This window comes from Aliihoeflea aestuarii, from assembly GCF_024105665.1.
GTDB classification, from domain to species: domain Bacteria; phylum Pseudomonadota; class Alphaproteobacteria; order Rhizobiales; family Rhizobiaceae; genus Aliihoeflea; species Aliihoeflea aestuarii.
On record NZ_JAAAMK010000004.1, the window covers coordinates 152068 to 176186 of the forward strand.

The following is a 24119-nucleotide window of genomic DNA, read 5'->3' on the forward strand; positions in this document are numbered from 1 at the left end:
TGCTTGGTCAGTCGTGTTTGACGACCATGGTCCGCAAGGCAGACAAATCCTTCAGGGCCTCGAAGCCCTTCTCCCGGCCGTGGCCCGATTTCTTCATGCCGCCGAACGGCAGTTCGATCCCGCCGCCCGCGCCATAGGCGTTGACGAAGACCTGACCGGCGCGAATCTTCCGCCCGACCCGCATGGCGCGGTTGGCGTTCTGCGTCCATACGCCAGCGACCAGGCCGTAGTCGGTGCCGTTCGCCAGCGCGACCGCGTCGGCCTCATCCTCGAACGGGATGACGGAGAGGACCGGGCCGAAGACCTCGTCACGCGCCAGCGCATTGTCGCGCGGCACATGGCCGAACATTTTCGGCGCGACGTAGAAGCCGCCCTCCGGCACGTCCTTCGCGACACTGCCTTGCGCAATGATCTCGATACCGTCGCTGTCCGCATTGTGACAGAAGCGCTCGACGCGTCGCTTTTGCCCTGCATTGATGACCGGGCCGAGATCGAGGTCCATTTCCGGCGTTCCGGCTTGAAGCTTCGCGAAGCGCTCAGCAACCGTACCGACGATGCGATCGTAAGCCGATTTCTCGACCAGAAGTCGCGATCCGGCCGAACAGGTTTGTCCCGCATTCTGGACGATGGCGTTCACCAGCGACGGCAGCGCGGCGTCGAGATCGACATCGCCGAACACCACCTGCGGCGACTTGCCGCCAAGCTCCAGCGTGCAGCCGATATGGTTCTTCGCCGCCGCGATCTGCACCATGGTTCCGACTTCCGGACTGCCGGTGAAGGACAGGAAGTCGAAGCCGGGATGCGCGGTCAGCGCTGCGCCAGCGTCCTCGCCGAGGCCCGGCACGATGTTGATCGCGCCTTCGGGAAAACCGGCTTCGACGGCGAGTTCCGCCAGACGCAACGGCGTCAGGCACGCGTCTTCGGCCGGCTTCATCACGGTCGCATTGCCCATGGCGAGCGCCGGTCCGAGCGTGCGGCCAAACATCTGCGCGGGATAGTTCCAAGGGATGATCTGGCCGGTGACCCCGTGCGGCACGCGCTCCGTCAGCGCCAGATAGCCGTTGAGGAACGGGATCGTCTCGCCATGAACCTTGTCGGCCGCGCCGCCGTAGAACTCGAAATAGCGGGCGCAGGACACGATGTCGGCGCGCGCCTGCTTCAACGGCTTGCCGGTGTCGAGCGCCTCCAGCGCGGTGAGTTCGTCCGCATGGTCCTCGATGAGGCGCGACAGCCTGGTGAGCAGACGGCCGCGCTCGACGGCCGTGAGCTTGCCCCATGCGCCGTCCTCGAACGCGCGGCGGGCCGCCTGATAGGCGCGGTCGATGTCGTCCGCATTGCCGGCGGCGATCCTCGCCACGACCGCGCCGGTCGCCGGCGCGATCACGTCGATCGTCTTTTCGCTCGGGCTCGGCGTCCATTCGTTGTCGATGAAGACGCCCTTGGCCGCGATGACGCTTCCCGTTTCGAGCCTGTTTTGAATATTCATCGGAACGCTCCTCCACGTTTCACGCCTGCCGCGTCGTCAGGCTATCGGCTGGTCAAAAACTCAGCAAGGCCCGGACATTGGACCAAGCCCGAGCCTTCCCCAAGGTCGGATAAATCAAACGTGATCCGATGCAACACAATCCCCCCGGTGTCGTTGGGAACCGAGCGCCGCGCCTGATGCGGCTATTTCAGTTCAGACTTCGAGGAGTTTCGATGTTCAAGATCACACGGGTACTGCTTACCTCCACGATCCTGTCGGTGGGCCTTGCCGCAGCGCCGGCCATGGCGCAATCGACGGGTGACGACTCGCCGCTGGACCATGTCGACGGCGTCCCGCCGGCAGAAGGTGACGAGGCAACCGCAGTCGGCGAACCTGTCGAGACCGAAGAGGCCAACGCGCCCGATCAGGAACCGGCCTTCCCCGAACAGACCCGCGCGCCGCAGCCGGCCGAAATGCCCGAAGTCGCCGTCGACGAAGTTGCCAGTGGCCTGCCGCATCTGTGGGCGATGGAGTTCATGCCGGACGGGCGCATGCTGGTCACCGCCAAGGACGGCGCGATGCATATCGTCTCCGCCGAAGGCGAAGCCGGGCCTGAAATCGACGGCGTGCCGGAAGTCGATTCGGCTGGACAGGGCGGCCTCCTCGATGTCGCGCTCGCGCCCGACTTCGAAAGTTCGGGCCGCATCTTCTTCTCGTTCTCCGAACCGCGCGACGATGGCAACGGTACGTCCGTCGCGTCCGCAACGCTGGTGACCGACGAAGAGAACGGTGGCGCGCTCGAAGACGTCACCGTGATCTTCCAGCAGATGCCGAGCTATGACGGCGACAAGCATTTCGGCTCGCGCCTCGTCGTATCCGGCGACGACGAACTCTACGTCACCGTGGGCGAGCGCTCCGACGCACCGATCCGCGAGCAGGCGCAGGATACCGAAAGCGGTCTCGGCAATGTGTTCCGCATCAATTTCGACGGTGAGCCGATCGACGACAATCCGTTCGTCGATGGCGGCGGCCTGCCGGAAATCTGGTCCTACGGCCACCGCAACCTGCAATCGGCTGCGCTCGACGGCGAAGGCCGCCTCTGGACGGTCGAGCACGGCCCGGCCGGCGGTGACGAACTCAACATGCCCGAATCCGGCCTGAATTATGGCTGGCCGGTCATCACCTACGGTGTCGAATATTCGGGCGCCGAGGTCGGTGACGGCCAGACTGCGCAGGACGGCATGGAACAGCCCGTCTATTACTGGGACCCGGTCATCGGCCCTTCGGGAATGGCGCTTTACGAGGGCGAGGAATTCCCCGAATGGCAGGGCGCATTCCTGATCGGCGGCCTCGTATCCACCGGCCTCGTCGTCGTCCATCTCGAAGGCGATCAGGTCGCCTATGAGGAGCGCGTGCCGCTCGAGGCGCGCATTCGCGACGTTCAGGTCGGCCCGGACGGCGCGGTCTATGCGGTCACCGAACAGCGTGGCGGCGGCGGATCGACGATCCTGCGCGTCTCGCGTGCCGGCGACTGACAGCAGTCGGAAAATGGCTTTTTCGAAAGGCGGCGCTTCGGCGCCGCCTTTTTCATGAGAGGAACTGCCTGTCGGCGATGACGTTGTTCATGAAGAGGAGATGCGAAATGTTCGAATCCTTCGAATGGTCTTTCGTCACCGTGCTCGCGCCGATCGTTCTGGCAGCGGCGATCGTCTACGCATTGCTGACCCGCCGCAAGATGTCGCGCACTGAGCAGGACGTGCGCGACCGCGAAACGCGCAAGCAGTATCGTGACGAAACGGATGGTGAAGTTTAGAACGATTCCAACTTGATAAATTTGATCAGGTTTTCATTGACAAGCGATGCGGGAATGCTTTTGTTAGAAGCGTGACGCCTCGTCCACGGGCGTCGACAGCGAAGTCCGGGCCTTGAACCCGGGTGAAGCGAAGGTGGCCCGCTCCTGCTCCCGGAGCCTATCCGCCAGTTGCTGCGCCTTGGCTCAAGGATCGAACTGCGAGCCCGAACGAGTGCCGGAATGCTTGTCTGCCATTGCAATATCATCACGCAAAAGGAAATCGAGGCGACGATCATATCGTTGCTCGATGCCGATCCCTGGCAGCTCATCGTTCCGGCCAAGGTGTATCATACGCTCAAGCAGCGCGGCAGATGCTGCGGATGCTTTCCGAATGTGGTAGAAACGATCATCCGTGTTACGGAAGAATATCATCGCCGGTCGGTGGACACCGGCGACGAGGTCGTTACATATCTCGACCGTGTGCGCGGTTTGCGCGGTCAATTCGGGAGCAATGCCAATGAAGGGCGATCCAAAGATCATCGAGCGGCTTAACGAAGCCCTCTTCCTCGAACTCGGCGCGGTCAATCAGTATTGGCTGCATTACCGTCTTCTCCACGATTGGGGATATGGCAAGCTCGCCAAGAAGGAGCGCGAGGAATCCATCGAGGAGATGCATCACGCCGACAAGCTGATCGATCGCATCATCTTCCTCGAAGGCCATCCGAACCTGCAGAAGGTCGGCCCGCTTCGCATCGGCCAGAACGTCAAGGAAGTGCTGGAAGCCGATCTCGCCGGCGAGTATGACGCCCGGAATGCTTACAAGAAGTCGCGCGAAATCTGCCATGACAAGGGCGATTACGTCACGATGAAGCTGTTCGAAGAGCTTCTGGCGGACGAAGAAGGCCATATCGATTTCCTCGAAACCCAGCTCGAACTTCTCGGCAAGCTGGGCGAGGAAAAATACGGCCAGCTCAACGCCGAACCGGCCAACGACGCCGAATAATAGCAGCCGTTCCAGGCTTAAAGAGGGCGGCAGTCTGGACGCCGCCCTTTTGAATCACATTTACGCCGCGTCTCACGCCAAGGTGAGGCGGCCCACTTCCTTGCGCGTTGACGCCGGTATTCGTCGCATGCTCAATCGAGCCCGAGAAAATTCCGGGACGGAGATGGCGATGATCGGCAGGTTTCTTGCAGCGGCGACGCTCGGCGCGGTCTTCGGGGCAAACGCGGCCCTTGCCAATCCCGATCCCGCCGACTGGGATAGCGTCAAAGAGGCTGCGCGCGGCCAGACCGTCTATTTCAACGCCTGGGGCGGCTCCGAAAACATCAATTCCTATCTCGAATGGGCGGCCGGCGAGTTGCGCGCGCATCACGGCATCGAACTCGTCCATGTCAAGCTGGACGATACGACGAGCGCCGTTGCAAGCGTCGTCGCCGAGAAGGCCGCAGGGCGAACCGAGGGCGGCACGATCGACCTGATCTGGATCAATGGCGAGAACTTCGCCTCGATGAAGGAACAGGACCTTCTGTTCTCTCCGGGATGGGCGGAGAGCCTGCCCAATTGGCGCTATGTCGATTTCGAGAACCAGTCGACCATCCGCACCGACTTCACCGTGCCGGTCGAGGGGCTGGAAAGCCCTTGGGGCATGGCGAAGCTGGTGTTTTTCCACGACGAAGCCGAGACGCCGGCCGACACGATGCCGGATTCGGCGGACGAACTCCTCGGCTGGGCGCGCGAGAACCCAGGACGGTTCACCTATCCGCAACCGCCGGATTTCATCGGGTCGTCCTTCATCAAGCAGATCCTGTCCGAACAGGTCGCGGACCGCTCGGTCCTGCTCGAACCGGTCGATGATGCGACCTTCGAGGACATCGCCGCGCCCGTCTTCGCCTATCTGGACGAGTTGCATCCGCTGATGTGGCGGCAGGGCCGGGCCTATCCGCAGAACTATCCGGCCATGAAGCAGCTTCTGGCCGACAACGAGGTCGACATCACCTTCGCCTTCAATCCGGCCGAAGCCTCGGCGGCCATCGCCAATGGCGAATTGCCGGACACGGTGCGCTCTTTCACCTTTTCCGGTGGCACGCTGGCCAACACGCATTTCGTGTCGATCCCCTATAATTCATCGGCAAAGGAAGGTGCGCTCGTGACTGCCGATTTCCTGCTTTCACCGCAAGCACAGGCGCGCAAGCAGGACCCGGCCATATGGGGCGACCCGACCGTGCTTTCGCTCGAAAAGCTCGACGGCGAGGATCGCGCTCGTTTCGAAGCGCTCGATCTCGGCGTCGCTACCCTGGCACCCGACGAACTCGGCCCGGCGATCGACGAGCCGCATCCAAGCTGGATGGATCGGCTCGAAGCGGAATGGCGCAAGCGCTACGGCGTCGCCAATTGACGCCAAGGCGCGACGGGCTGGCGCTGATCGCGCGTTTCGGCCCGCCGCTCACGATCGCGATCCTTGCGGGGCCGGTCGTCGCCGGTCTCCTCGGGACTGTCCTGCCCGCCTTCGGCTATCTGCCGGCGCTTGGCGGGACGGCCTTCGGCCTCGATGCGTTCAAAAGCCTACTGGCGATGCCGGGCATCGGCCGGTCGGCGCTTTTGAGCCTTGCAACCGGTCTCGCGTCAGCCGTCCTTTCGCTTGCCATCGTCATGGTCTTTCTGGCGGGCTGGGCCGGCACGCGGTCCTTCGCGCGCGTCCGCTCGATGATCTCGCCGCTTCTGTCCGTGCCGCATGCGGCGGCGGCCTTCGGCCTCACCTTTCTCATCGCGCCGTCGGGACTTCTCGCCCGGCTCGTCTCGCCCGGTCTCACCGGCTGGGAGCGGCCGCCCGATCTTCTCATCGTCAACGACCCGAACGGTCTGGCGCTGATCGCCGGTCTTGTCGTGAAGGAAGTGCCGTTCCTGCTTCTGATCGCGCTCGCGGCCCTGCCTCAGATCAAGCTCGTCGAAACGCGCGCGCTCGCCGCCTCGCTCGGCTATGGCCGTATCGCCGGCTTCCTTTATCTCGCGTGGCCTCAGCTCTACGGCCGGATCCGGCTTGCCGTCTTCGCCGTCATCGCCTTTGCGGCGTCGGTGGTGGACGTCGCGCTGATCCTCGGGCCGACGACGCCTGCCACACTCTCCGTTCGGCTCGTCGGCTGGATGAACGACCCGAACCTGTCCATGCGCTTCGTCGCCGCTGCGGGCGCCGTCCTGCAACTCGGTGTCGTCGTGGCCGCGCTCGGGCTGTGGCTCGTTCTGGAACGCGTCTTCGCCGCCCTGCGCAATGCCATGGCGGCGCGCGGACTGCGCCTTCGCCGCGACGCCGGCATTCGCCACGCCGCGCTCGGCCTGATGACGGCATCCGGCATCATCGTCGGCGCGGGCCTCGTCGCGCTCGGTCTCTGGTCGGTCGCCGGGCTCTGGCAATTTCCCGATCCGCTACCATCGGCCTTTACCCTGCGCGCCTGGACATCCGCCCTCCCGCGCATAGCGGCTCCACTCGGCACGACCCTTTGGGCCGGCGCGCTCTCGACGCTGATCGCCCTGGTGCTGACGCTTCTTTGCCTTTTGCGCGAACGAGATACGGGCCGAACCGTCGGGAAGGGAGCGCTCGCCCTGATCTATCTGCCGCTGGTCGTGCCGCAGATCGCCTTCCTGTTCGGGCTGCAATTCCTGTTCCTGTCCTTCGACTTCGTGGCGCGTTTTCCCGCACTCGTGCTTGCGCATCTCGTCTTCGTCCTGCCTTACGTCTTCCTGTCGCTTTCCGACACATGGCGTGCGTTCGATCCGCGCTACGAGGCGATCGCGGCGGGGCTTGGCAAATCGCGCTGGCGCACGCTCATCGCCATCCGGCTGCCGATGATGGTCCGCCCGATCCTGACGGCGGCAGCGGTCGGCTTCGCCGTTTCGGTCGCGCAATATCTGCCGACGCTTTTGATCGGCGCCGGACGTCTGCCGACCATCACGACGGAAGCCGTCGCGCTTGCGGCCGGCGGCGCGCGCCGCACGATCGGCGTCTACGCCTTCCTCCAAATGCTGTTGCCCGCCGTCGGTTTCGCCATTGCGATCCTTGTGCCGGCGCTGCTATTTCGCCAGCGCCGCGCCATGCAGGCGTAGAGGAAACCGATGAACGATCTGAGGCTCGACGCCGTTTCGATCGCGCTTGACGGGCGGACCCTGCTCAGCCTGTCGGCACGCGTCGAACCGGGCGAAACGCTGACCGTCATGGGACCGTCCGGCTCCGGCAAATCGTCGCTGCTCGCCTATATCGGCGGTTTCCTGGCGCCCGACTTCCACGCCAGCGGGAACGTGTTCGCCGGCGATGTCGAGATCACCGCCCTGCCCGCCGAAGCCCGTCATGCCGGCCTGCTCTTCCAGGACGCCCTGCTCTTTCCGCATATGTCGGTGGCGGCCAATGTCGCATTCGCCCTGCCGGCAAGCATCAAGGGGCGGGCCGCGCGGCTCGAACGCGCGGAAGACGCGCTTCAGGACGTCGATCTTGCCGGTTACGGCGACCGCGACCCCGCGACATTGTCCGGCGGGCAGAAGGCCCGCGTCGCGCTGGCGCGCACGCTCGTGTCGCAGCCGCGCATGCTTCTTCTGGACGAACCGTTCTCACGCCTCGACGCAGCCTTGCGCGCGCAGATCCGCGATCTCGTCTTCGAGCGCGCAAAGGCGGCCAAGCTTCCGGTCATCCTCGTCACGCATGACGAAGCGGACGCGACAGCGGCAGGCGGCACCGTGGTGCGGATCGGCGGGGCGTCATGACGCTGCCGCAACTTCCCGTCTCCGAAATTCTTGGCACGCTTTCCGATGCGCTCTCGGCCAGTGGGCGTGCCGTCCTCATCGCGCCGCCCGGCGCGGGCAAGACGACGCTGGTTCCGCTGCATCTTCTCCAGTCCGGCCTCGCGGGCGCGGGCAAGATCCTGCTTCTCGAGCCGCGCCGCCTTGCCGCCCGCGCCGCCGCGCGGCGCATGGCAAGCCTGCTCGGCGAAGAGGTCGGCAGGACGGTCGGCTATGCGATGCGGATGGATTCGAAATCCGGTCCGGCGACGCGCATTCTTGTCGTGACCGAAGGCATCCTGGCCCGCATGATCCTCGACGATCCCGAACTGGCGGGCATTTCAGCGGTCCTGTTCGACGAATTCCACGAGCGTTCGCTCGACGGCGATTTCGGGCTGGCGCTCGCGCTCGACGTGCAGGCGGCGCTGCGGCCGGACCTGAAACTGCTCGTCATGTCGGCAACCATCGACGGCGCGCGCGTCGCCTCGCTTCTGGGCGATGCCCCGGTCGTGACCAGCGAAGGCCGCAGTTTCCCCGTCGAAACGCGCTATCGCGAGCGGCCGTCCTCCGTGCCCATCGAGGACGCCATGGCCGATGCGATCCGCGATGCGCTCAGCGACGAGGCGGGCAGCGTGCTCGCCTTCCTGCCCGGCCAGCGCGAGATCGAGCGTACGGCCGAGCGCATCCAGGGGCGCGTGCCGGACGATGTGGACATCATCCCGCTCTACGGCGCGCTCGCGGGCAAAGCACAGGACGATGCGATCAAACCACCGCCCTCCGGCCGTCGCAAGGTCGTCCTCGCCACCTCCATCGCGGAAACCTCGATCACCATCGACGGCGTACGGATCGTCATCGATTCCGGCCTTTCCCGTGTACCGAAATACGAACCCTCGACCGGCCTGACGCGGCTCGAGACCGTGCGCGTCTCACGCGCCTCCGCCGACCAGCGGGCGGGCCGCGCTGGCCGTACCGAGCCGGGCATCGCGATCCGGTTGTGGCGCGCGGAGCAGACGGCCGCCCTGCCCGCCTTCTCGACGCCCGAAATCCTCGAAGCCGATCTGACCGGCCTCATCCTCGACGCGGCGGCCTTCGGCGTCACCGATCCAACGACGCTCGCCTTCCTCGATGTGCCGCCTGCCGCCGCACTCACCGAAGCGCGCGCACTTCTGGCCAGCCTCGGCGCGCTCGATGATGACGGCCGCCTGACCGATTCTGGCCGGCGCATGCGCAAGCTGGCGCTGCCCGTCCGGCTGGCGCATATGGTGACCGAGGCATCGGATACGCGGCTTGCCGCAAAGCTCGCCGTGCTTTTGACCGAACGTGGCCTCGGCGGAACGAGCATCGATCTCGACACAAGGCTTCGACGCTTTGCCGGCGAAAAAGGCCAGCGCGCGGATGCGGCTCGCGATCTGGCAAAGCGACTGGCCAGACAGGCCGGATCATCCTCGCAGCAAGGGACAAGTACCGGCGCGGCGCTTCTCCTCGCCTATCCCGACCGCGTCGCCAAGGCGCGCGGGGCGCACGGCCATTTCGTGCTCGCCAATGGGCGGGGCGGGGCGATCGACGCTGCCGATGGCCTTGCCAGCGCCCCGTTCATCGTCGTCGCCGATCTTCAGGGCCGCGCGCAAAATGCCCGCATCGCCTCTGCGGCCACGATCATCGAGGACGAAATCCGGGTGGTTCTTGGTCCCCGCATCGAAACGGCCCGCGATACCTCGTTCGACCCGCAACGCGGAACGGTGCGCGTGCGCGAGACCGAACGGCTCGGATCGATCACACTCACCGAGCGGCAACTGCCCGCGCCAAAAGGTGCGGATGCCGACGACGCGATCATCGACGCGGTGCGGTCGCATGGCCTTGCCATCCTGCCTTGGAACAAGGGCGTGCAAACGCTGCGCGCCCGGCTCGGCTGGTTGCATCTGGGTCTGGGCGAACCGTGGCCGGCGGTGGACGACGACGCGCTCGTGGCCGCGCTCGACGACTGGCTCCTGCCGTTCCTGACCGGCACCGCCGATCTTGCGCGGCTTCCCACCTCCGCGCTTCATGACGGGCTGATGTCGCTGGTGCCTTATGATCTGCACCGCAAGCTCGAAACGCTCGCGCCGACGCATTACGACGCGCCGTCGGGCAGCCGTCTGCCGGTGCGCTACGAGGAAAACGGGCCGGTCCTCGCCATTCGCGTGCAGGAATTGTTCGGGCTCGACGCGCATCCCTCCATCGCGGGCGGCACGGTGCCGATGACGCTGGAACTGCTCTCGCCTGCGCATCGCCCGATCCAGACGACACGCGACCTGCCCGGCTTCTGGCGCGGCTCATGGGCCGACGTGCGCGCCGACATGCGCGGGCGCTATCCCAAACACCACTGGCCTGAAAACCCGCTCGAAGCACAGGCGACCGCCCGCGCCAAACCGCGCGGGACTTAGCGCGAGTTTCGGAGACTTGCTTTACCTGCGACACCCATGCTCTTGGCGTTTGCCCCGTGCGGACGCATAAGGGTGCGATGGTCGAAGAGCTTCTTGCGCCGGACCCCCGGCATATTCACCACATCAGGCTGAACACGCTGATCCGGCTGCGCTGGCTCGCCGTGGTCGGGCAGAGCGCGGCCGTTCTCATCGTCGCCTTCTGGCTCCAGTTTCCCGTGCCGGTCGCGCTCTGTCTGGCGCTGATCGGCTGCTCGGCGTGGCTCAACCTCTTAATGGCGGTGCGCTACCCCGCTACCCATCGCCTGCCGCCACTCGCCGCGCTCGCCATATTGACGTTCGACGCGTTGCAACTGGGCGGCCTTCTCTACATGACCGGCGGGCTGACCAACCCGTTCGCGCTCCTGATGACCGTTCCCGTCATCATCTCGGCGACCTCGCTGCCGCTGCGCTGGACCGCGATGCTCGGCGCGCTGGTGATCGCCATGGCGACCGGGCTCGCCTTCTTTCATCATCCGCTGCCGTGGTTTCCGGGCACCGAACTTTCGATGCCGATCATCTATGTCGCGGGCATCTGGATGGCGATCGTGTCCTGCCTCGCCTTCACGGCCTTTTATGCCTACCGCGTCGCCGAGGAAGCGCGGCTTCTGGCGACCGCACTCGCGGCGACCGAACTCGTCCTCCAGCGCGAGCAGCATCTGTCGGCGCTGGACGGGCTCGCCGCCGCTGCCGCGCATGAGCTCGGCACGCCGCTGGCCACCATCGCGCTCGTCGCCAAGGAAATGGAACGCGCGCTCGGCAAGGATCCCCGTTTCGGCGAGGACGTGACCTTGCTGCGTTCCCAAAGCGAGCGCTGCCGCGCGATCCTCAAGCAATTGACCAGCCTGTCTTCGCAAGGCGAGGCGCATATGGCGCGCCTGCCGTTCACGTCGCTGATCGAGGAAGTGATCGCGCCGCATCGCGATTTCGGCATCGAAATCCGGCTCGAACCGGGCAAGCTCTTGGGCGCCGAGCCGGTCGGACGGCGCAATCCGGGCGTGATCTACGGGCTTGGCAACGTCGTGGAAAACGCCGTCGATTTCGCGCGAGACACGGTCTCCGTCAAATGGGAGTGGAACGCCACCTCGGTTTCTCTCGAAGTGCTCGACGACGGCGAAGGTTTCTCGCCCGAAGTGCTCGACCGCATCGGCGAGCCCTATATGACGAAGCGATCCGCCGCATCGGCGGGCGGCGGGCTCGGGCTTGGCCTCTTCATCGCCAAGACGCTGCTCGAACGCTCGGGCGCCACTGTCAGCTTCGGCAATGCGCACGGACCGGGTCAGGGCGCGGCTGTTAAGGTATCGTGGCCGCGCGGCGCTCTCGAGGCCGTTCATGCGAATTCGTCATCGAATGCAACGGAAATGCTGGAAAACGCGGCAATTTTGCCTAGATAAAGGCGAACACGGGACCAAAACCATGATCGAAGATGAAGCCACCCTCGAACAGGCCGATCTGGGCGATGACGCAACGCTCCTGCTTGTCGATGACGACAAACCTTTCGTGACGCGTCTGGCGCGCGCGATGGAAAGCCGGGGATTCCTCGTCGACACGGCCGAGAGCGTCGAGGAAGCGGTGGGCAAGGTCCGCGCCGCGCCGCCCGCCTATGCCGTGGTCGACATGCGGCTCGGCGACGGCAACGGGCTCGACGTGGTCGCCGCCATCCGCGACAAGCGTGACGATTGCCGCACCATCATTCTGACCGGCTACGGCAACATCGCAACCGCCGTTACGGCGGTGAAGCTCGGCGCTGTCGATTATTTGTCCAAGCCCGCCGATGCAGACGACGTGTACGCCGCGCTCACCCGCCAGTCGGGCGAAAAAGCCGCGCCGCCGGAAAACCCGATGTCGGCCGACCGGGTGCGCTGGGAACATATCCAGCGGGTCTACGAAATGTGCGACCGCAACGTGTCGGAAACCGCGCGCCGCCTCAACATGCACCGCCGGACATTGCAGCGCATCCTCGCCAAGCGCGCGCCGAGATAGGCGATCGATCGCTTCTGCACGGCAGAGACGTGGAGGCTTGGATTTCTGTGACGAGCACAGGAATCCATCCATGCCTCGACGGCCCGCTATCGACACGGAATCAGCACTCCGCACTGTCGTCCAGCAGCGGCACCGCGACGCCGGCGATTTCAGCCGCTGTGATGCGTGATGCGGCGGCGCGGGCGATCCGGAGCGTCAGCGCCTTGCGCAAGGGTGCGGACAGGCGATGCTCGGGCGCTTCGCGCATGATTTCCGCGCCATAGCCATCCGACAGGATGAAACCGCATTCTTCGGGAAAGATGTCGGCCGGCACGCCCGGATGCGTGGCGAAGAACAGCCGATCCGAATGAAGCCTGTATTCGGGCCATTTGCGGTCGACCCGAAAATCCTCGATCGACGTCTTGATCTCGATGATCCAGATATCGCCCTTCGGCGTCAGCGCGACGAGATCTGCCCGCCGGCCCGTGGGCAGGCACAGTTCGGGCACGACCGAAACACCCATGTCGATCAGGAGGCGCTGAACGCCGCGACGCACAAGCAGCGCCCGGTCGGACTGGCGACCATCGGCGAGCGGATTGAAAGATACGGGCGATACGAACGGCATGAGCTGATTTTCGCAGGATTCGACCGGCGGCGAAAGCCCGCCATACGCACGCGGATATTGTTGCGAAATTGCCGCAATTCACAAAGCTTTGCATGAATCGCCAAGCTCAATGAAGCTTTTAGACTTGGCAAATCATGGCTGGATGGAGTAAATCGTGAGCAATTGAGATTCAGGCGAACCGTCAAGGCAACAGGACAACCGCCAAGAGAAAAAGCCGGGCGCAAGCCCGGCTTTTTTCGTTTGAGAAAAGATTCGGAACCTGTCCGACAAATACAATTTTCACATTTTCGCGGGAGCGATAGGAACGACAGTTCGGCAACCAATGGGCCGTGCGGTCCTTTAATATCCGACATGCGATTGCTGGAACCGCCCAAGTCAAAATAGTCTTGCCCGGCTTCCAGCCATTTGCGTGGAGGAGCACACTTTACACGGTAGGAACGAAGGCCCATGCCAAGGCTGGACGCGACAGGGCTTGTATCGAGAAAGCGATCGATACGCTTGCCGCCGAGAACCATGAGCTTGATCGCGAAACAGTCGAAAATGCCCGGCGATTCATACGTTTCGCCGAGCGGCGGTATTGTCCACCCAGCGAAGTTTGCCGCGGCTACTGGCCGGCGATCTCGGACGATCTCAAGTTAATCCTCGACGCCTCGATCCCGCAAGCGCCGACGAAACCTAGTACATCAACGAATGCCTAGACGACCTGTTCGACCTGCTGCACTTCCGGCACGAAATGACGAAGCAGGTTCTGGATGCCGTGCTTCAGCGTCGCGGTCGAGGACGGGCAACCGGCGCAGGCGCCCTTCATGTGAAGGAAAACCGTGCCGTTTTCATAGCCCCGGAACGTGATGTCGCCGCCGTCCTGCGCCACGGCCGGGCGCACGCGCGTATCGAGCAGTTCCTTGATCGTCACGACGATTTCCTCGTCGGCCGCATCGTAGAATTCCTCGCCTTCGGCAACCTCGTCGGCGCGCGCCTGCGAGCCCGACGCCATGACCGGCTGGCCGGACATGAAATGCTCCATGATCGTGCCGAGGATGGCCGGCTTCAGGTGCTGCCAGTCCGCGCCGTCCTTGGTCACTGTGATGAAATCGTAGCCGAAGAAGACGCCGGTGACGCCCGGAACCTCGAACAGGCGTGCCGCCAGCGGCGATGCCTCTGCGGCACCAGCCGCATCGCGGAAATCGGCCGTGCCTTCTTCAAGGACAACCTTGCCGGGAAGGAATTTCAACGTCGCCGGATTGGGCGTGGCTTCCGTCTGGATGAACATGGCTCTGTCTCGCTCTCGCGGAAATCTGGAATAGTTCTAAAATAGAGGCTGGCTCGCGCGATTGCAATATCGCGCGGGCTGGCGAACGGGCTTTTGACCCAGGGTAGTGGAAGATCGGGTTTGGGACGAGTCGAAAACGGCGGATTTCGAGAACCGGAGCGGAGCTTACATTGGGTACGTGAGCACCGGAAGCGCAGAAAGCTGTCGTTTGCAGGCCGTCCCAAGCCCGATCTTCCACTACCCTTAAGCGATGGCGTCGATGTCTTCGTCGGAAAGCGCGCCCGGAACGACCGTGACGGGAATGGGAAACGCCGCGCCCTTGCCGGCGACGGTCGAGACCAGCGGGCCGGGGCCTTCCTTCGAACTCGAAGCCGCCAGAACGAGGATGGCGATGTCCTGATCTTCCTCGATCAGGGCATGGATCGCCTCGGTAGCCTTTCCCTCGCGGGTGATCAATTCGGGCTCGATGCCCAGTCTCTCGCGCACCTTGGCAGCCTGCGCGTCGAGTGCTGCGCGTGCCGTCGCCTGCGCTTCCTCGCGCATGATCTCTTCCACGCCGAGCCAGTGCTGAACCTCGCCCGGCTCGACCATGAAAAGCAGGAGCAACGCGCCGCCGGTCGTCTGCGCGCGGCGCGCCGCATAGGCAATCGCCGTTTCGCATTCGGGCGTGTCGTCGACGATCGCCAGGAACTTGCGGCGGTGACCGGCTTCCCGGCTCAGGCGTTTGGATACCATGTCGGCCCCTTGATGATTTGCCAGCGCGCAATCTGCCAGCCGGCAACGCGCCCCGCAAGCAACAGGTTTCTAATGAAGAAAGCCGACGATCCGGCGGACATCCTTCATCGTTGCCTCGGCGAGTGCTCCCGCCCGTTCGCCGCCATCGCGCAAAACCGCGTCGACATAGGCGCGGTCGTCGGAGATCCGGCGCATTTCGGCAGAGATGGGCGCAAGCTTTTCGACCGCAAGCTCGGCCAGAGCGGGCTTGAAGACCGAAAACTGCTGCCCGCCGAAATCGGCGATCACCTGTTCGCGCGTGACACCCGACAGCGCGGCGAAAATGCCGACGAGGTTTTCCGCTTCGGGGCGATCTTTCAGCCCGTCGAGTTCGGACGGCAGGGCTTCGGGATCGGTCTTGGCCTTCCTGATCTTCTTTGAGATTTCGTCGGCGTCGTCGGTCAGATTGATGCGCGAGAGATCCGACGGGTCCGATTTCGACATCTTCTTCGTGCCGTCACGCAAGGACATGACGCGCGTCGCCGGTCCCTCGATCAAAGGTTCGGTCAGCGGGAAGAAGCCGTTCACCTTCTCGTCGCCATTCATCATGTCCACGCCGATGCCGAGATCGGCGATCCGCCCGGAAAAGTCGTTGTTGAACTTGGTGGCGATGTCGCGCGTCAGTTCCAGATGCTGCTTCTGGTCGTCGCCGACCGGAACATGCGTCGCCCGGTAGACGAGAATGTCGGCGGCCATGAGGCTCGGATAGGCGAGCAGGCCGAGCGAAGCATTTTCGCGGTCCTTGCCGGCCTTGTCCTTGAACTGCGTCATCCGGTTCATCCAGCCGATGCGCGCCACGCAGTTGAATATCCAGGCGAGCTCGGCGTGCTGCGGCACGCGGCTCTGGTTGAACACGATGTGCTTCTTCGGATCGATGCCGGACGCCAGAAACGCCGCAGTGATCGAGCGGGTCTGTTCGATCAGGTCGGCGTGGACGAGCTGCGCGGTGATCGAATGCATATCGACCACGCAATAGATGCAGTCATGGCTGTCCTGCAACGCGACGAATTTCGTCAGCGCGCCGAGGTAGTTGCCGAGATGGAGATTACCGGTCGGCTGTACGCCGGAAAAGACGAGAGGCTTGAAGGCGGTCATTTCATGTCCCAAGGCTTGTGGAGGGCCGTACAAAAATTATCTCTTCAGACCATGATGTCGTCCGAAAACCGGTTCCCACTTTTCGGCATCATGGTCTGCTGCGGGATTTTCGTCGCAGGCTGATAGCCCGCCAGTCTCAACCGTTCAAGCCGGCATCGTCGGCAGGCTTCGCGCCTCGCCTGCGCATAGCGCGCCGGACGGTCGCAACATCTGCCCCGCCGATGGCAAAGGCGAGCGCGAAATAGACGACAGCTCCGCCCGCGCAAAGCGCGCCGAGCGCGAGAACCTGCTCGATCAGCGCCGAGGTCGGTTGCAGCCAGGCCGACAGGAAATCGCTGGCGAACCACAGGGCAACACCCATCGCGAGCGCAGCCGCCACGAGGCGCGGTACCCGCTTTCCCAGCGCACGGTCGGCGATCCAGTGTCCGCGCTTCAGCAATGTCGCGAACAGGAGCGAGACGTTCATCCAGGCTGCGACCGCCGATGCCACCGCGATGCCTGGCGCGCCGAGGCGGGGCAGAAGGATAAGCGCCAGCGTGAGGTTGGTGGCGGCCGAGATCGCCGCGAAGATCATCGGCGTGCGCGTGTCCTCGCGCGCGAAAAAGCCCGGTCGGAATGCCTGGATCAGCACATAGGCCGGCAGACCGAGGCCGAACACGGCAAGGATCGAAGCGACCTGCGCGGTCGCGCCCATCGCGGCGAACTCGCCGCGCTCGTAAAGCACGCGGATGATCGGCTCGGCGATGACGAAGAGCGCGGCGGCGGCCGGAAGCGTCAGGAACAGCGTGAACTCGACGGATCGGTTCTGAAGGCTCGCCGCCTCGCGTTCGTCGCCGGCTTTCAGCGCCCGGGCAAGCTCGGGCAGGAGTACGATGGCAACGGCGATGCCGACGACGCCGAGCGGCAATTGATAGATGCGGTCGGCCATTGCGAGCGATGCGACCGCAGCGGCCTCGGTCGACGCGATCGCGGTGCCGACCAGCGTGTTGATCTGCGTGATGCCGCCGGTAACAGCGGCGGGAAAAGCGAGCCACAGCATGCGCTTCACGTTCGGGGTCAGGCGTGGGCGGCGAAATCCGATCCGAACGCCCAGCCTGCGCACGGCCAGCCACAACAGCCCCAGTTGGGCAACGCCCGAGACCAGCACGCCCCACGCAAGGCCGTAGCCGACTTCACGACCGTCATGGCCTTGCCACCATGCATAGGCGAGAACGCCGATAAGCACGATGTTGAGGATGATCGGAGCGAGCGCGGCGGCGAAATAATGCCGCAGCGAATTCAGCATCCCCGCCATCATTGCGCTCAGCGACATGCAGATGAGGTAGGGGAACATGATGAGCGCCAGACCGACCGTCAGTTCGAACTTGTCCGGATCGCTGGCAAAGCCCGGAGCGACGATGGTCGCGACAAGCAACGGCATCGACAGTTGCATGAGGATCGTTAGCACGATCAGCGCCGAGAAGAGGACGCCGAAGACCTCTTCGGAAAAGCGCCTTGCGCCCTCGATGCCGCCGGCTTCGACCTCCTTGGCGTAGAGCGGCACGAAGGCGGCGTTGAAGGCGCCTTCCGCGAACAGCCTGCGAAATGTGTTGGGAAACTGGAAGGCGGCATAGAAGGCATCGGCGACCGGGCCGATGCCGAGCGCCGCCGCCATCAGCATCTCGCGGGTGAAACCCAGCACGCGGCTTGCCATCGTGCCCGAGCCGACCGTGGCGAATTTGCGGATAAGGCTCATGCTACTCTGCGGCCTGTTTGCCATGTTCGGCGCTGCCGCCCAGCGTTTCGATCAGGCGCGACTGGATATTTGCAAGCCGCGTCGGATTGTCGATCTTCTGACCCGTCAGGTCGGTCACGTAGAAGGTATCGATCACCTTTTCGCCGAAGGTGGTGATGTGGGCGGAGGCGATGTCGAGCGAAAGATCGGACAGCGCGCCGGTGATTTCGGACAAAAGGCCAGGCCGGTCGAGACACTTCACCTCGACGACGGAAAACCGGTTGGACAACGCATTGCGCACATTGGCGCGCGGCTCGACGCGAAAGACCTTTGCGCCACGTTTGGGCTTCGCCCGCTTTTCCAGGATCTGCGGCAGGCGGCTCTTGCCTGAAAGCACTTCCTCGATCAGCGCCCCCACCCGTCGCGCGCGGCGCAATTCATCCTCGTCACGGTCGAACTCGCGGTTGATCAGGATCGTATCCAGCGCGCGGCCGTCGGTGGTGGTGAAAATTTGCGCGTCGACGATGTTCGCACCTGCCGCCGCGCACGCGCCGGCGATGATCGACAACAGGCGCGGATGGTCCGGCGACAGAACCGTGATTTCGGTCACCGCCTCGAATTCATGCGTGCGCACATCGGTCGCAAGCTTGCGGCCGGCAATGTCTGTCTCACGCAGGAACGCGGCGTGGCGCAACTGGTCGGCGAGATCGACGATCAGCAGATAATTGTCGTAGTGGAGGCCCACATAGCGCCGCGCTTCCTCGGGCGACCAGTCCGTCAGCGCGCCCAGCAATTGTTCGCGGGCGATCTCTGCGCGCCTTGCGCGCGACAATTCGGAGAAGCCTCCGGTCAAAAGCAGTTCCGTCTCGTAATAGAGCGTGCGCAGAAGCTGGCCCTTCCAGCCATTCCACACGCCCGGTCCGACGCCACGTATGTCGCAGACGGTGAGGATGAGCAGCAGTTTCAGCCGGTCGACCGACTGCACCAGATCGCCGAAATCCTGGATCGTCTTGCGGTCGTTCAAATCACGCGTCTGCGCCGTCATCGACATGGCCAGATGGTTCTCGATCAGCCAGGCGATGGTTTCGGTATCGGCGGGTGAAAACCCCATATGCGGGCACAGACGCTTGGCTATCCGCGCGCCGGCCGTCGAATGATCCTCCGGCCGCCCCTTGGCGATATCGTGAAGCAGGATCGCGACATACAGCACCTCGCGCCGGTCTTTCAGCGCGGGCATCAGCGAATGCGACAACGGATGGCTCTCGGCACCGTCACCGTGTTCGATCTCGGACAGGACGCCGATGCAGCGGATAAGATGCTCGTCCACCGTATAATGGTGGTACATGTTGAACTGCATCATCGCCACGATCTTGCGGAATTCGGGGATGAGCCTGCCGAGAACGCCCGCTTCGTTCATGCGCCGCAAATTGAGCTCGGGATTGCGGCTCGACGTCAGGATGTCCAAGAAGAGGCGGTTCGCCTCCTTGTCGCGGCGCAGATTCCGGTCGATCAGCTTGAGCGAGCGCGTGACGAGCTTCAGCGCCTCGGGATGGTATTCGAGACCGTGCCGGTCAGCGAGCCAGAAGAGCCGGATGAGGTTGACCGGATCGCGCTTGAAGACTCCATCGTCGATGACATTGATGCGGTGATTGTCGATAACGAAATCGCCGGTTCCCGCCAGCTTGCGGCGGCGGCGCGAGAAATTCAGGAAGATGCGGTTGAAGCCGGGAACATGCTTGGCCTGTTCCTCCTCCAGCGCCGCGCAGAAGATGCGCGTCAGGTCTCCGACTGTCTTGGCCATCAGGAAGTAGTGCTTCATGAAGCGCTCGACGGCGGACAGGCCCGGATGGCTCTGGTAGCCGAGGCGTTCGGCGATCTCGCGCTGGATGTCGAAATGAAGCCGTTCCTCCGCGCGTCCCGTCAAAAAGTGCATGTGGCAGCGCACGGCCCACAGGAAATCCTCGGCCTTTCGGAATTCCAGATATTCGCGCCGTGTGAACACGCCCTTGCCGACGAGCTCTTCGGCGGTGCGCACCCGGTAGAAATACTTGCCGATCCAGAACAGCGTATGCAGGTCGCGCAACCCGCCCTTGCCTTCCTTGATATTGGGTTCGACCAGATAACGCGTGTCGCCGATCTTGGCGTGGCGCTGGTCGCGCTCGGCAAGCTTCGCCTGCACATATTCAGCGCCGGTGTCCTTGACAACCTCCTCGTCGAAACGGGCGATCAATTCGTCGAACAGGGGCTCGTCGCCCCATACATAGCGCGCTTCGAGGATGGCGGTGCGGATCGTCACGTCGGTGCGCGACAGGCGCATGCACTCGTCGAGATTGCGGGTCGAGTGCCCGACCTTCAGCCCCAGATCCCAGAGCATGTAGAGCATGTACTCGGCGACCTTCTCGGCCCAGGGGGTCTGCTTCTTCGGCAGCAGGAAAAGAAGGTCGATGTCGGAGCCGGGGGCGAGCGTGCCGCGACCGTAGCCGCCGACCGCAATGACCGACATGCGTTCGTTGGACTTGATGCCCTTGATGGAATGGATGTGCGTAACGGTGAAATCGTAAAGCGCGCGGATGATCTCGTCCATCAAATGGGACAGCCGCTCGGCGCAGGCCGTTCCCCCGCCGTCGTCCATCAGCAGGGCCTCGGCCCGTGCGCTCCCGTCGGCCATGGCTTGCTTCAGCGTCTCGACCACTGTCTGGCGGTCGGCGCCAGTTGCGGGTGCGAGCGCGTCGAGACGCGCACGCAAGGCGCGCACATCCACGATCTCATCGAGTTTCAGGGGAATCGTCGCCATCGTCGCCGGATATTCCTTTGCGCCGTCCTCTACAACATCTCGGGCTCAAGTGGAATCATTTGCGCCGTTTGTCAGGACCCGAAATACCCGATGACGAGACCGATGAACGCTCCGCTCGAAAGCGCCGAGGTGACACTGGGAAAATAGCGGTAGCGCGCATTCCTGCAGATCGTAACGACCTGATCGCCCGCCCACAGACATGCAAACGCGATAACCATGCCGAGCAGAACCTGAAACGGTGCGACAGCCAGCAAGACGATCGCTCCGATAAGGCCGAGACATATCAGCAAGACCTTTACCGTCCTGGCGAATTCCTCTTCGGTCCGGTCGCCCTGCCACCGTGCGCGCATCGCCGCCCAAAGGCCGGAACCGGGCAAGGGCGCACGCGCCCACAAGCGCGCAACAATAAGATCAACGGCCACGGCAATGGCTACGAAAGCGATCGAAGCCATCGCGGTGTAACCCGCGGACGCTGCCTCGAAAGTCATTCCGGCGACCTGACCACGGAAGAGCGCCACCAGCAGGATGCCCAGCCAGAGTCCGAGAAGGACTGCAACGGCGGCCATCGCGACCACGGGCAGCCGGCGTCGGACCGGGATGGTATTCGGCCCGGCGTCGTGTTCGGGCGCCGTGGTTGTCATTTTCTCTCGACAGTTTTGAGCCGATAAAGCGCGTCCAGCGCCTCACGCGGGGTCATCTCGTCGGGATTGAGCGCGGCCAGCGCATCGCCGAGCCGGTCTTCGGCAACCGGTTTCGGCTCGGCGCGCTTCGCGGCGACCGAAAACAGCGGCAAATCGTCGACGAGCCGTTCGGCTTTGCCGCTCGTCTCGCCCGCCTCCAACTGGCCGAGCACGGCACGGGCGCGGGCGACGACCGCATCAGGAAGGCCGGCGAGGCGCGCGACCTGCACGCCGTAGGAGCGATCCGCCGCACCCTTGCCGACCTCATGCAGGAAGACCACGTCGCCCTCCCATTCCTTCACCTTCATGGTGACATTGGCGAGGCGGGGAAGCTTTTCCGACAGCGCGGTCATTTCGTGGAAATGGGTGGCGAAGATGGCGCGGCAGCGGTTCTTCTCGTGGAGATACTCCACCGCTGCCCAGGCGATCGACAGACCGTCGAAGGTGGAGGTGCCGCGCCCGATCTCGTCGAGGATGACGAGCGCGCGCGCGCCTGCCTGATTGAGGATCGCCGCCGTCTCGACCATCTCGACCATGAAGGTGGAGCGCCCCCGCGCCAGATCGTCCGATGCACCGACACGGCTGAACAGGCGATCCACGACGCCGATATGCGCCATGCGCGCGGGCACGAAAGCGCCCATCTGGGCAAGGATCGCGATCAGCGCGTTCTGGCGGAGGAACGTCGATTTACCGCCCATGTTCGGGCCGGTCAGAAGCCAGATCGCGCCGTTCTTTTCGCCACCCGTGGGAGACAGGTCGCAATCATTGGCCACGAACGGGTCCGCCACCTGCCGACGCAGCGCCTGTTCCACAACCGGATGCCGGCCGCCCTCGATCTCGAAGTCGAGACCGTCATCGACCAGCGGGCGCGCGTAGTTTTCCTGTTCGGCGAGCACGGCCAGCGAGGCGGCGACGTCGATGGCGGCGAGCGCGGCGGCACCCTTGCGCAACACGTCCGCGTGGCCGACGATCTCACCCAGCAGCCGGTCGAAGACGCCAAGCTCGATCTGGAGCGCGCGGTCCGCCGCGTTGGCGATCTTGGTTTCGAGTTCGGCAAGCTCCGTCGTGGTGAAGCGCATCGCGTTCGCCATGGTCTGGCGATGGATGAACCGCGACTTCGCCGCGTCGCCCTCCGTCAGCGCACCGCTGTTTTGCGCCGTCACCTCGATATAATAGCCGAGCACGTTGTTGTGCCGGATCTTGAGCGAGCGGATGCCGGTTTCCTCGACGAGGTCGCGCTCCATCCCGGCGATCACGCGGCGCGTGTCGTCGCGCAGGGCGCGCATCTGGTCGAGTTCGCCGTCATAGGTTTTCGCGACGAAACCGCCGTCGCGCTTCAATAGCGGCAGTTCGTCCGCCAGGGCCGCGCCCAGATGCGAATGGAGCGAGGCCGGCAGACTGGCAATCGCCTCGCATGCGCCGACGAGTTCGGCCGGCAGCATCGCCGCCTTCAACAGATCGGCAAGCTGGCGCGCGGCGTCGAGACCGGCGAGGATCGCACCCATGTCTCGCGGCCCACCCCTGTTAAGGGCAAGCCGCGACAGGGCGCGCGGCATGTCCGGTGCGCCTTTCAGGACGGAGCGCAGGCTTTCGCACAGGCGCGGCTCCGCGATCAGGAAGGAAATGGCGTCGAGCCGCGCATTGATCGCAGCCGGATCGGTCAGTGGCGACATCAGCCGGTCGGCGAGCAACCGCGCGCCGCCACCCGTCACCGTGCGGTCGATGGCTTTCAGCAGCGAACCGTCTCGCGAGCCGGACAGCGTGCGCAAAAGTTCGAGGTTGGCGCGGGTCGCGGCATCGATGAAGAGGCTCGTGCCTTCTTCCTCGCGCTCGGGAAAGGCGAGCGGCGGGCGTTCGGCCTTCTGCGTCTTTTCGACATAAGCGATCACGCCGGCAATCGCGGACAGTTCGGCGCGCGAGAACTCGCCGAAGCTGTCGGGTGTGGCGACTTCGTAAAAGCGTGCGATTCGGCTCGAGGCGGCCGACGAATCGAAAAGGGTCGCCGGCTGCGGGTTGGCGAGCCGGCCGATCACGTCGAAGGTCGCGCGCAGTTCGGGGTCGTGAAAAACGGTGTCGGCCATCACGACCTCGCGCGGATCGACACGCAAAATGTCCGTCAGAAGGCGTTCCGCGTTCGTGCGGCAGACCTTGAAGGCGCCGGTCGAAATGTCGATCCACGCCAGCGCCAGCTCATCGGAGCCCTTGGTTCTTCCCAGCGCCATCAGATAGTTGGCCTCGGCGGGGGCGAGCAGCTTTTCCTCGGTGATCGTGCCGGGCGTGACGAGCCGCACGACGTCGCGTTTGACGACCGATTTCGAGCCGCGCTTCTTCGCCTCGGCGGGGTCTTCCACCTGTTCGCACACGGCGACGCGATAGCCCTGCCCGATCAGCTTTTGCAGATAGTCGTCGGCGGCATGGACCGGTACGCCGCACATCGGAATGTCCTCGCCCTGATGTTTGCCGCGCTTCGTCAGCGTGATGCCGAGCGCCCGCGCCGCGATTTCCGCATCGTGGAAGAACAGTTCGTAGAAATCGCCCATGCGATAGAAGAGCAGCGCATCGGGATTCGCCGCTTTGATCTCGATGAACTGCTCGATCATCGGCGTGCCGCCGCCCGCCTGCGGGATCGGCGAGGCGGCAAGGTCGTGCGGAACTGGCATGTGCTGGTTCATTTCGCCCTTGGCTTCCGGCAACAAAAAACATGTCCTTCCTGCTTGGCGATTT

At 64.1% G+C, this 24119-nt stretch carries 19 protein-coding genes; 10 read left to right on the forward strand and 9 right to left on the reverse strand.

Translation table 11 applies throughout. The features are described from left to right. Window positions 1-7: 7 nt before the first annotated feature. Window positions 8-1486: an aldehyde dehydrogenase family protein gene (locus GTW25_RS11220; protein WP_252912200.1), complete on the reverse strand. Its 1479-nt coding sequence runs from the start codon at window positions 1484-1486 to the stop codon at window positions 8-10. Between the two features lie 212 nt (window positions 1487-1698). On the opposite strand from GTW25_RS11220, the gene GTW25_RS11225 reads away from it, so the two are divergent. The 10 genes from GTW25_RS11225 to GTW25_RS11270 all read left to right on the forward strand — a co-directional run bounded on the left by GTW25_RS11225 (window position 1699) and on the right by GTW25_RS11270 (window position 12464). Further along, a complete protein-coding gene (locus GTW25_RS11225; RefSeq protein ID WP_290127991.1) occupies window positions 1699-3000 on the forward strand; it encodes a PQQ-dependent sugar dehydrogenase in 1302 nt (433 codons plus the stop codon). Window positions 3001-3107: 107 nt separating this feature from the next. Next, window positions 3108-3278, forward strand: a complete 171-nt coding sequence (locus tag GTW25_RS11230) for a hypothetical protein (protein ID WP_252912201.1) — start codon at window positions 3108-3110, stop codon at window positions 3276-3278. 219 nt (window positions 3279-3497) lie between these two features. Then, a complete protein-coding gene (locus GTW25_RS11235) occupies window positions 3498-3809 on the forward strand; it encodes a (2Fe-2S)-binding protein (protein ID WP_252912335.1) in 312 nt (103 codons plus the stop codon). Then, complete coding sequence (gene bfr, locus GTW25_RS11240) at window positions 3775-4260, forward strand: bacterioferritin (protein ID WP_252912202.1); 486 nt, start codon at window positions 3775-3777, stop codon at window positions 4258-4260. Before GTW25_RS11235 ends, bfr begins: the two co-directional genes overlap by 35 nt. 169 nt (window positions 4261-4429) lie before the next feature. After that, window positions 4430-5653 (forward strand): ABC transporter substrate-binding protein, encoded by a 1224-nt coding sequence (locus GTW25_RS11245; protein ID WP_252912203.1) that lies wholly within the window; start codon window positions 4430-4432, stop codon window positions 5651-5653. Further along, entirely contained in the window at window positions 5623-7356 is a 1734-nt protein-coding gene (locus tag GTW25_RS11250; RefSeq protein WP_252912204.1) for an ABC transporter permease, read from the forward strand. The genes GTW25_RS11245 and GTW25_RS11250 overlap by 31 nt, the downstream gene beginning before the upstream one ends. A gap of 9 nt (window positions 7357-7365) precedes the next feature. Then, window positions 7366-8007 (forward strand): ATP-binding cassette domain-containing protein, encoded by a 642-nt coding sequence (locus GTW25_RS11255; RefSeq protein ID WP_252912205.1) that lies wholly within the window; start codon window positions 7366-7368, stop codon window positions 8005-8007. Further along, entirely contained in the window at window positions 8004-10445 is a 2442-nt protein-coding gene (gene hrpB, locus GTW25_RS11260) for an ATP-dependent helicase HrpB (protein ID WP_252912206.1), read from the forward strand. The genes GTW25_RS11255 and hrpB overlap by 4 nt, the downstream gene beginning before the upstream one ends. Before the next feature lie 77 nt (window positions 10446-10522). Beyond that, window positions 10523-11875 (forward strand): ActS/PrrB/RegB family redox-sensitive histidine kinase, encoded by a 1353-nt coding sequence (locus GTW25_RS11265; RefSeq protein ID WP_252912336.1) that lies wholly within the window; start codon window positions 10523-10525, stop codon window positions 11873-11875. Window positions 11876-11897: 22 nt separating this feature from the next. Next, entirely contained in the window at window positions 11898-12464 is a 567-nt protein-coding gene (locus GTW25_RS11270; protein WP_252912207.1) for an ActR/PrrA/RegA family redox response regulator transcription factor, read from the forward strand. A gap of 100 nt (window positions 12465-12564) precedes the next feature. Here GTW25_RS11270 and GTW25_RS11275 read toward each other — a convergent pair whose 3' ends face one another. From GTW25_RS11275 to mutS, 8 genes are all read right to left on the reverse strand, one after another. Next, window positions 12565-13068, reverse strand: a complete 504-nt coding sequence (locus tag GTW25_RS11275) for an MmcB family DNA repair protein (protein WP_252912208.1) — start codon at window positions 13066-13068, stop codon at window positions 12565-12567. Window positions 13069-13762: 694 nt separating this feature from the next. Next, window positions 13763-14338, reverse strand: a complete 576-nt coding sequence (locus GTW25_RS11280) for a NifU family protein (protein ID WP_252912209.1) — start codon at window positions 14336-14338, stop codon at window positions 13763-13765. Window positions 14339-14581: 243 nt separating this feature from the next. After that, window positions 14582-15073, reverse strand: coding sequence for a universal stress protein (locus tag GTW25_RS11285; RefSeq protein WP_252912210.1), 492 nt, complete (start codon window positions 15071-15073; stop codon window positions 14582-14584). 69 nt (window positions 15074-15142) lie between these two features. Further along, complete coding sequence (gene trpS, locus GTW25_RS11290) at window positions 15143-16207, reverse strand: tryptophan--tRNA ligase (protein WP_252912211.1); 1065 nt, start codon at window positions 16205-16207, stop codon at window positions 15143-15145. Between the two features lie 136 nt (window positions 16208-16343). Continuing rightward, on the reverse strand, window positions 16344-17942 hold the full coding sequence (gene murJ / locus GTW25_RS11295; protein WP_252912212.1) for a murein biosynthesis integral membrane protein MurJ: 1599 nt from the start codon (window positions 17940-17942) through the stop codon (window positions 16344-16346). Between the two features lies 1 nt (window position 17943). Next, window positions 17944-20715, reverse strand: a complete 2772-nt coding sequence (locus GTW25_RS11300) for a [protein-PII] uridylyltransferase (protein WP_252912213.1) — start codon at window positions 20713-20715, stop codon at window positions 17944-17946. Window positions 20716-20786: 71 nt separating this feature from the next. After that, window positions 20787-21356, reverse strand: coding sequence for a hypothetical protein (locus GTW25_RS11305; RefSeq protein ID WP_252912214.1), 570 nt, complete (start codon window positions 21354-21356; stop codon window positions 20787-20789). Continuing rightward, window positions 21353-24067: a DNA mismatch repair protein MutS gene (gene mutS, locus GTW25_RS11310; RefSeq protein WP_372493137.1), complete on the reverse strand. Its 2715-nt coding sequence runs from the start codon at window positions 24065-24067 to the stop codon at window positions 21353-21355. The genes GTW25_RS11305 and mutS overlap by 4 nt, the downstream gene beginning before the upstream one ends. Window positions 24068-24119: the final 52 nt, after the last annotated feature.

Coding starts and splice junctions, on each gene's coding strand:
- GTW25_RS11220 (WP_252912200.1), bottom strand. CDS start 1,486: ATGAATATTCAAAACAGGCTCGAAACGGGAAGCGTCATCGCGGCCAAG.
- GTW25_RS11225 (WP_290127991.1), top strand. CDS start 1,699: ATGTTCAAGATCACACGGGTACTGCTTACCTCCACGATCCTGTCGGTG.
- GTW25_RS11230 (WP_252912201.1), top strand. CDS start 3,108: ATGTTCGAATCCTTCGAATGGTCTTTCGTCACCGTGCTCGCGCCGATC.
- GTW25_RS11235 (WP_252912335.1), top strand. CDS start 3,498: ATGCTTGTCTGCCATTGCAATATCATCACGCAAAAGGAAATCGAGGCG.
- bfr (WP_252912202.1), top strand. CDS start 3,775: ATGAAGGGCGATCCAAAGATCATCGAGCGGCTTAACGAAGCCCTCTTC.
- GTW25_RS11245 (WP_252912203.1), top strand. CDS start 4,430: ATGATCGGCAGGTTTCTTGCAGCGGCGACGCTCGGCGCGGTCTTCGGG.
- GTW25_RS11250 (WP_252912204.1), top strand. CDS start 5,623: ATGGCGCAAGCGCTACGGCGTCGCCAATTGACGCCAAGGCGCGACGGG.
- GTW25_RS11255 (WP_252912205.1), top strand. CDS start 7,366: ATGAACGATCTGAGGCTCGACGCCGTTTCGATCGCGCTTGACGGGCGG.
- hrpB (WP_252912206.1), top strand. CDS start 8,004: ATGACGCTGCCGCAACTTCCCGTCTCCGAAATTCTTGGCACGCTTTCC.
- GTW25_RS11265 (WP_252912336.1), top strand. CDS start 10,523: ATGGTCGAAGAGCTTCTTGCGCCGGACCCCCGGCATATTCACCACATC.
- GTW25_RS11270 (WP_252912207.1), top strand. CDS start 11,898: ATGATCGAAGATGAAGCCACCCTCGAACAGGCCGATCTGGGCGATGAC.
- GTW25_RS11275 (WP_252912208.1), bottom strand. CDS start 13,068: ATGCCGTTCGTATCGCCCGTATCTTTCAATCCGCTCGCCGATGGTCGC.
- GTW25_RS11280 (WP_252912209.1), bottom strand. CDS start 14,338: ATGTTCATCCAGACGGAAGCCACGCCCAATCCGGCGACGTTGAAATTC.
- GTW25_RS11285 (WP_252912210.1), bottom strand. CDS start 15,073: ATGGTATCCAAACGCCTGAGCCGGGAAGCCGGTCACCGCCGCAAGTTC.
- trpS (WP_252912211.1), bottom strand. CDS start 16,207: ATGACCGCCTTCAAGCCTCTCGTCTTTTCCGGCGTACAGCCGACCGGT.
- murJ (WP_252912212.1), bottom strand. CDS start 17,942: ATGAGCCTTATCCGCAAATTCGCCACGGTCGGCTCGGGCACGATGGCA.
- GTW25_RS11300 (WP_252912213.1), bottom strand. CDS start 20,715: ATGGCGACGATTCCCCTGAAACTCGATGAGATCGTGGATGTGCGCGCC.
- GTW25_RS11305 (WP_252912214.1), bottom strand. CDS start 21,356: ATGACAACCACGGCGCCCGAACACGACGCCGGGCCGAATACCATCCCG.
- mutS (WP_372493137.1), bottom strand. CDS start 24,067: ATGAACCAGCACATGCCAGTTCCGCACGACCTTGCCGCCTCGCCGATC.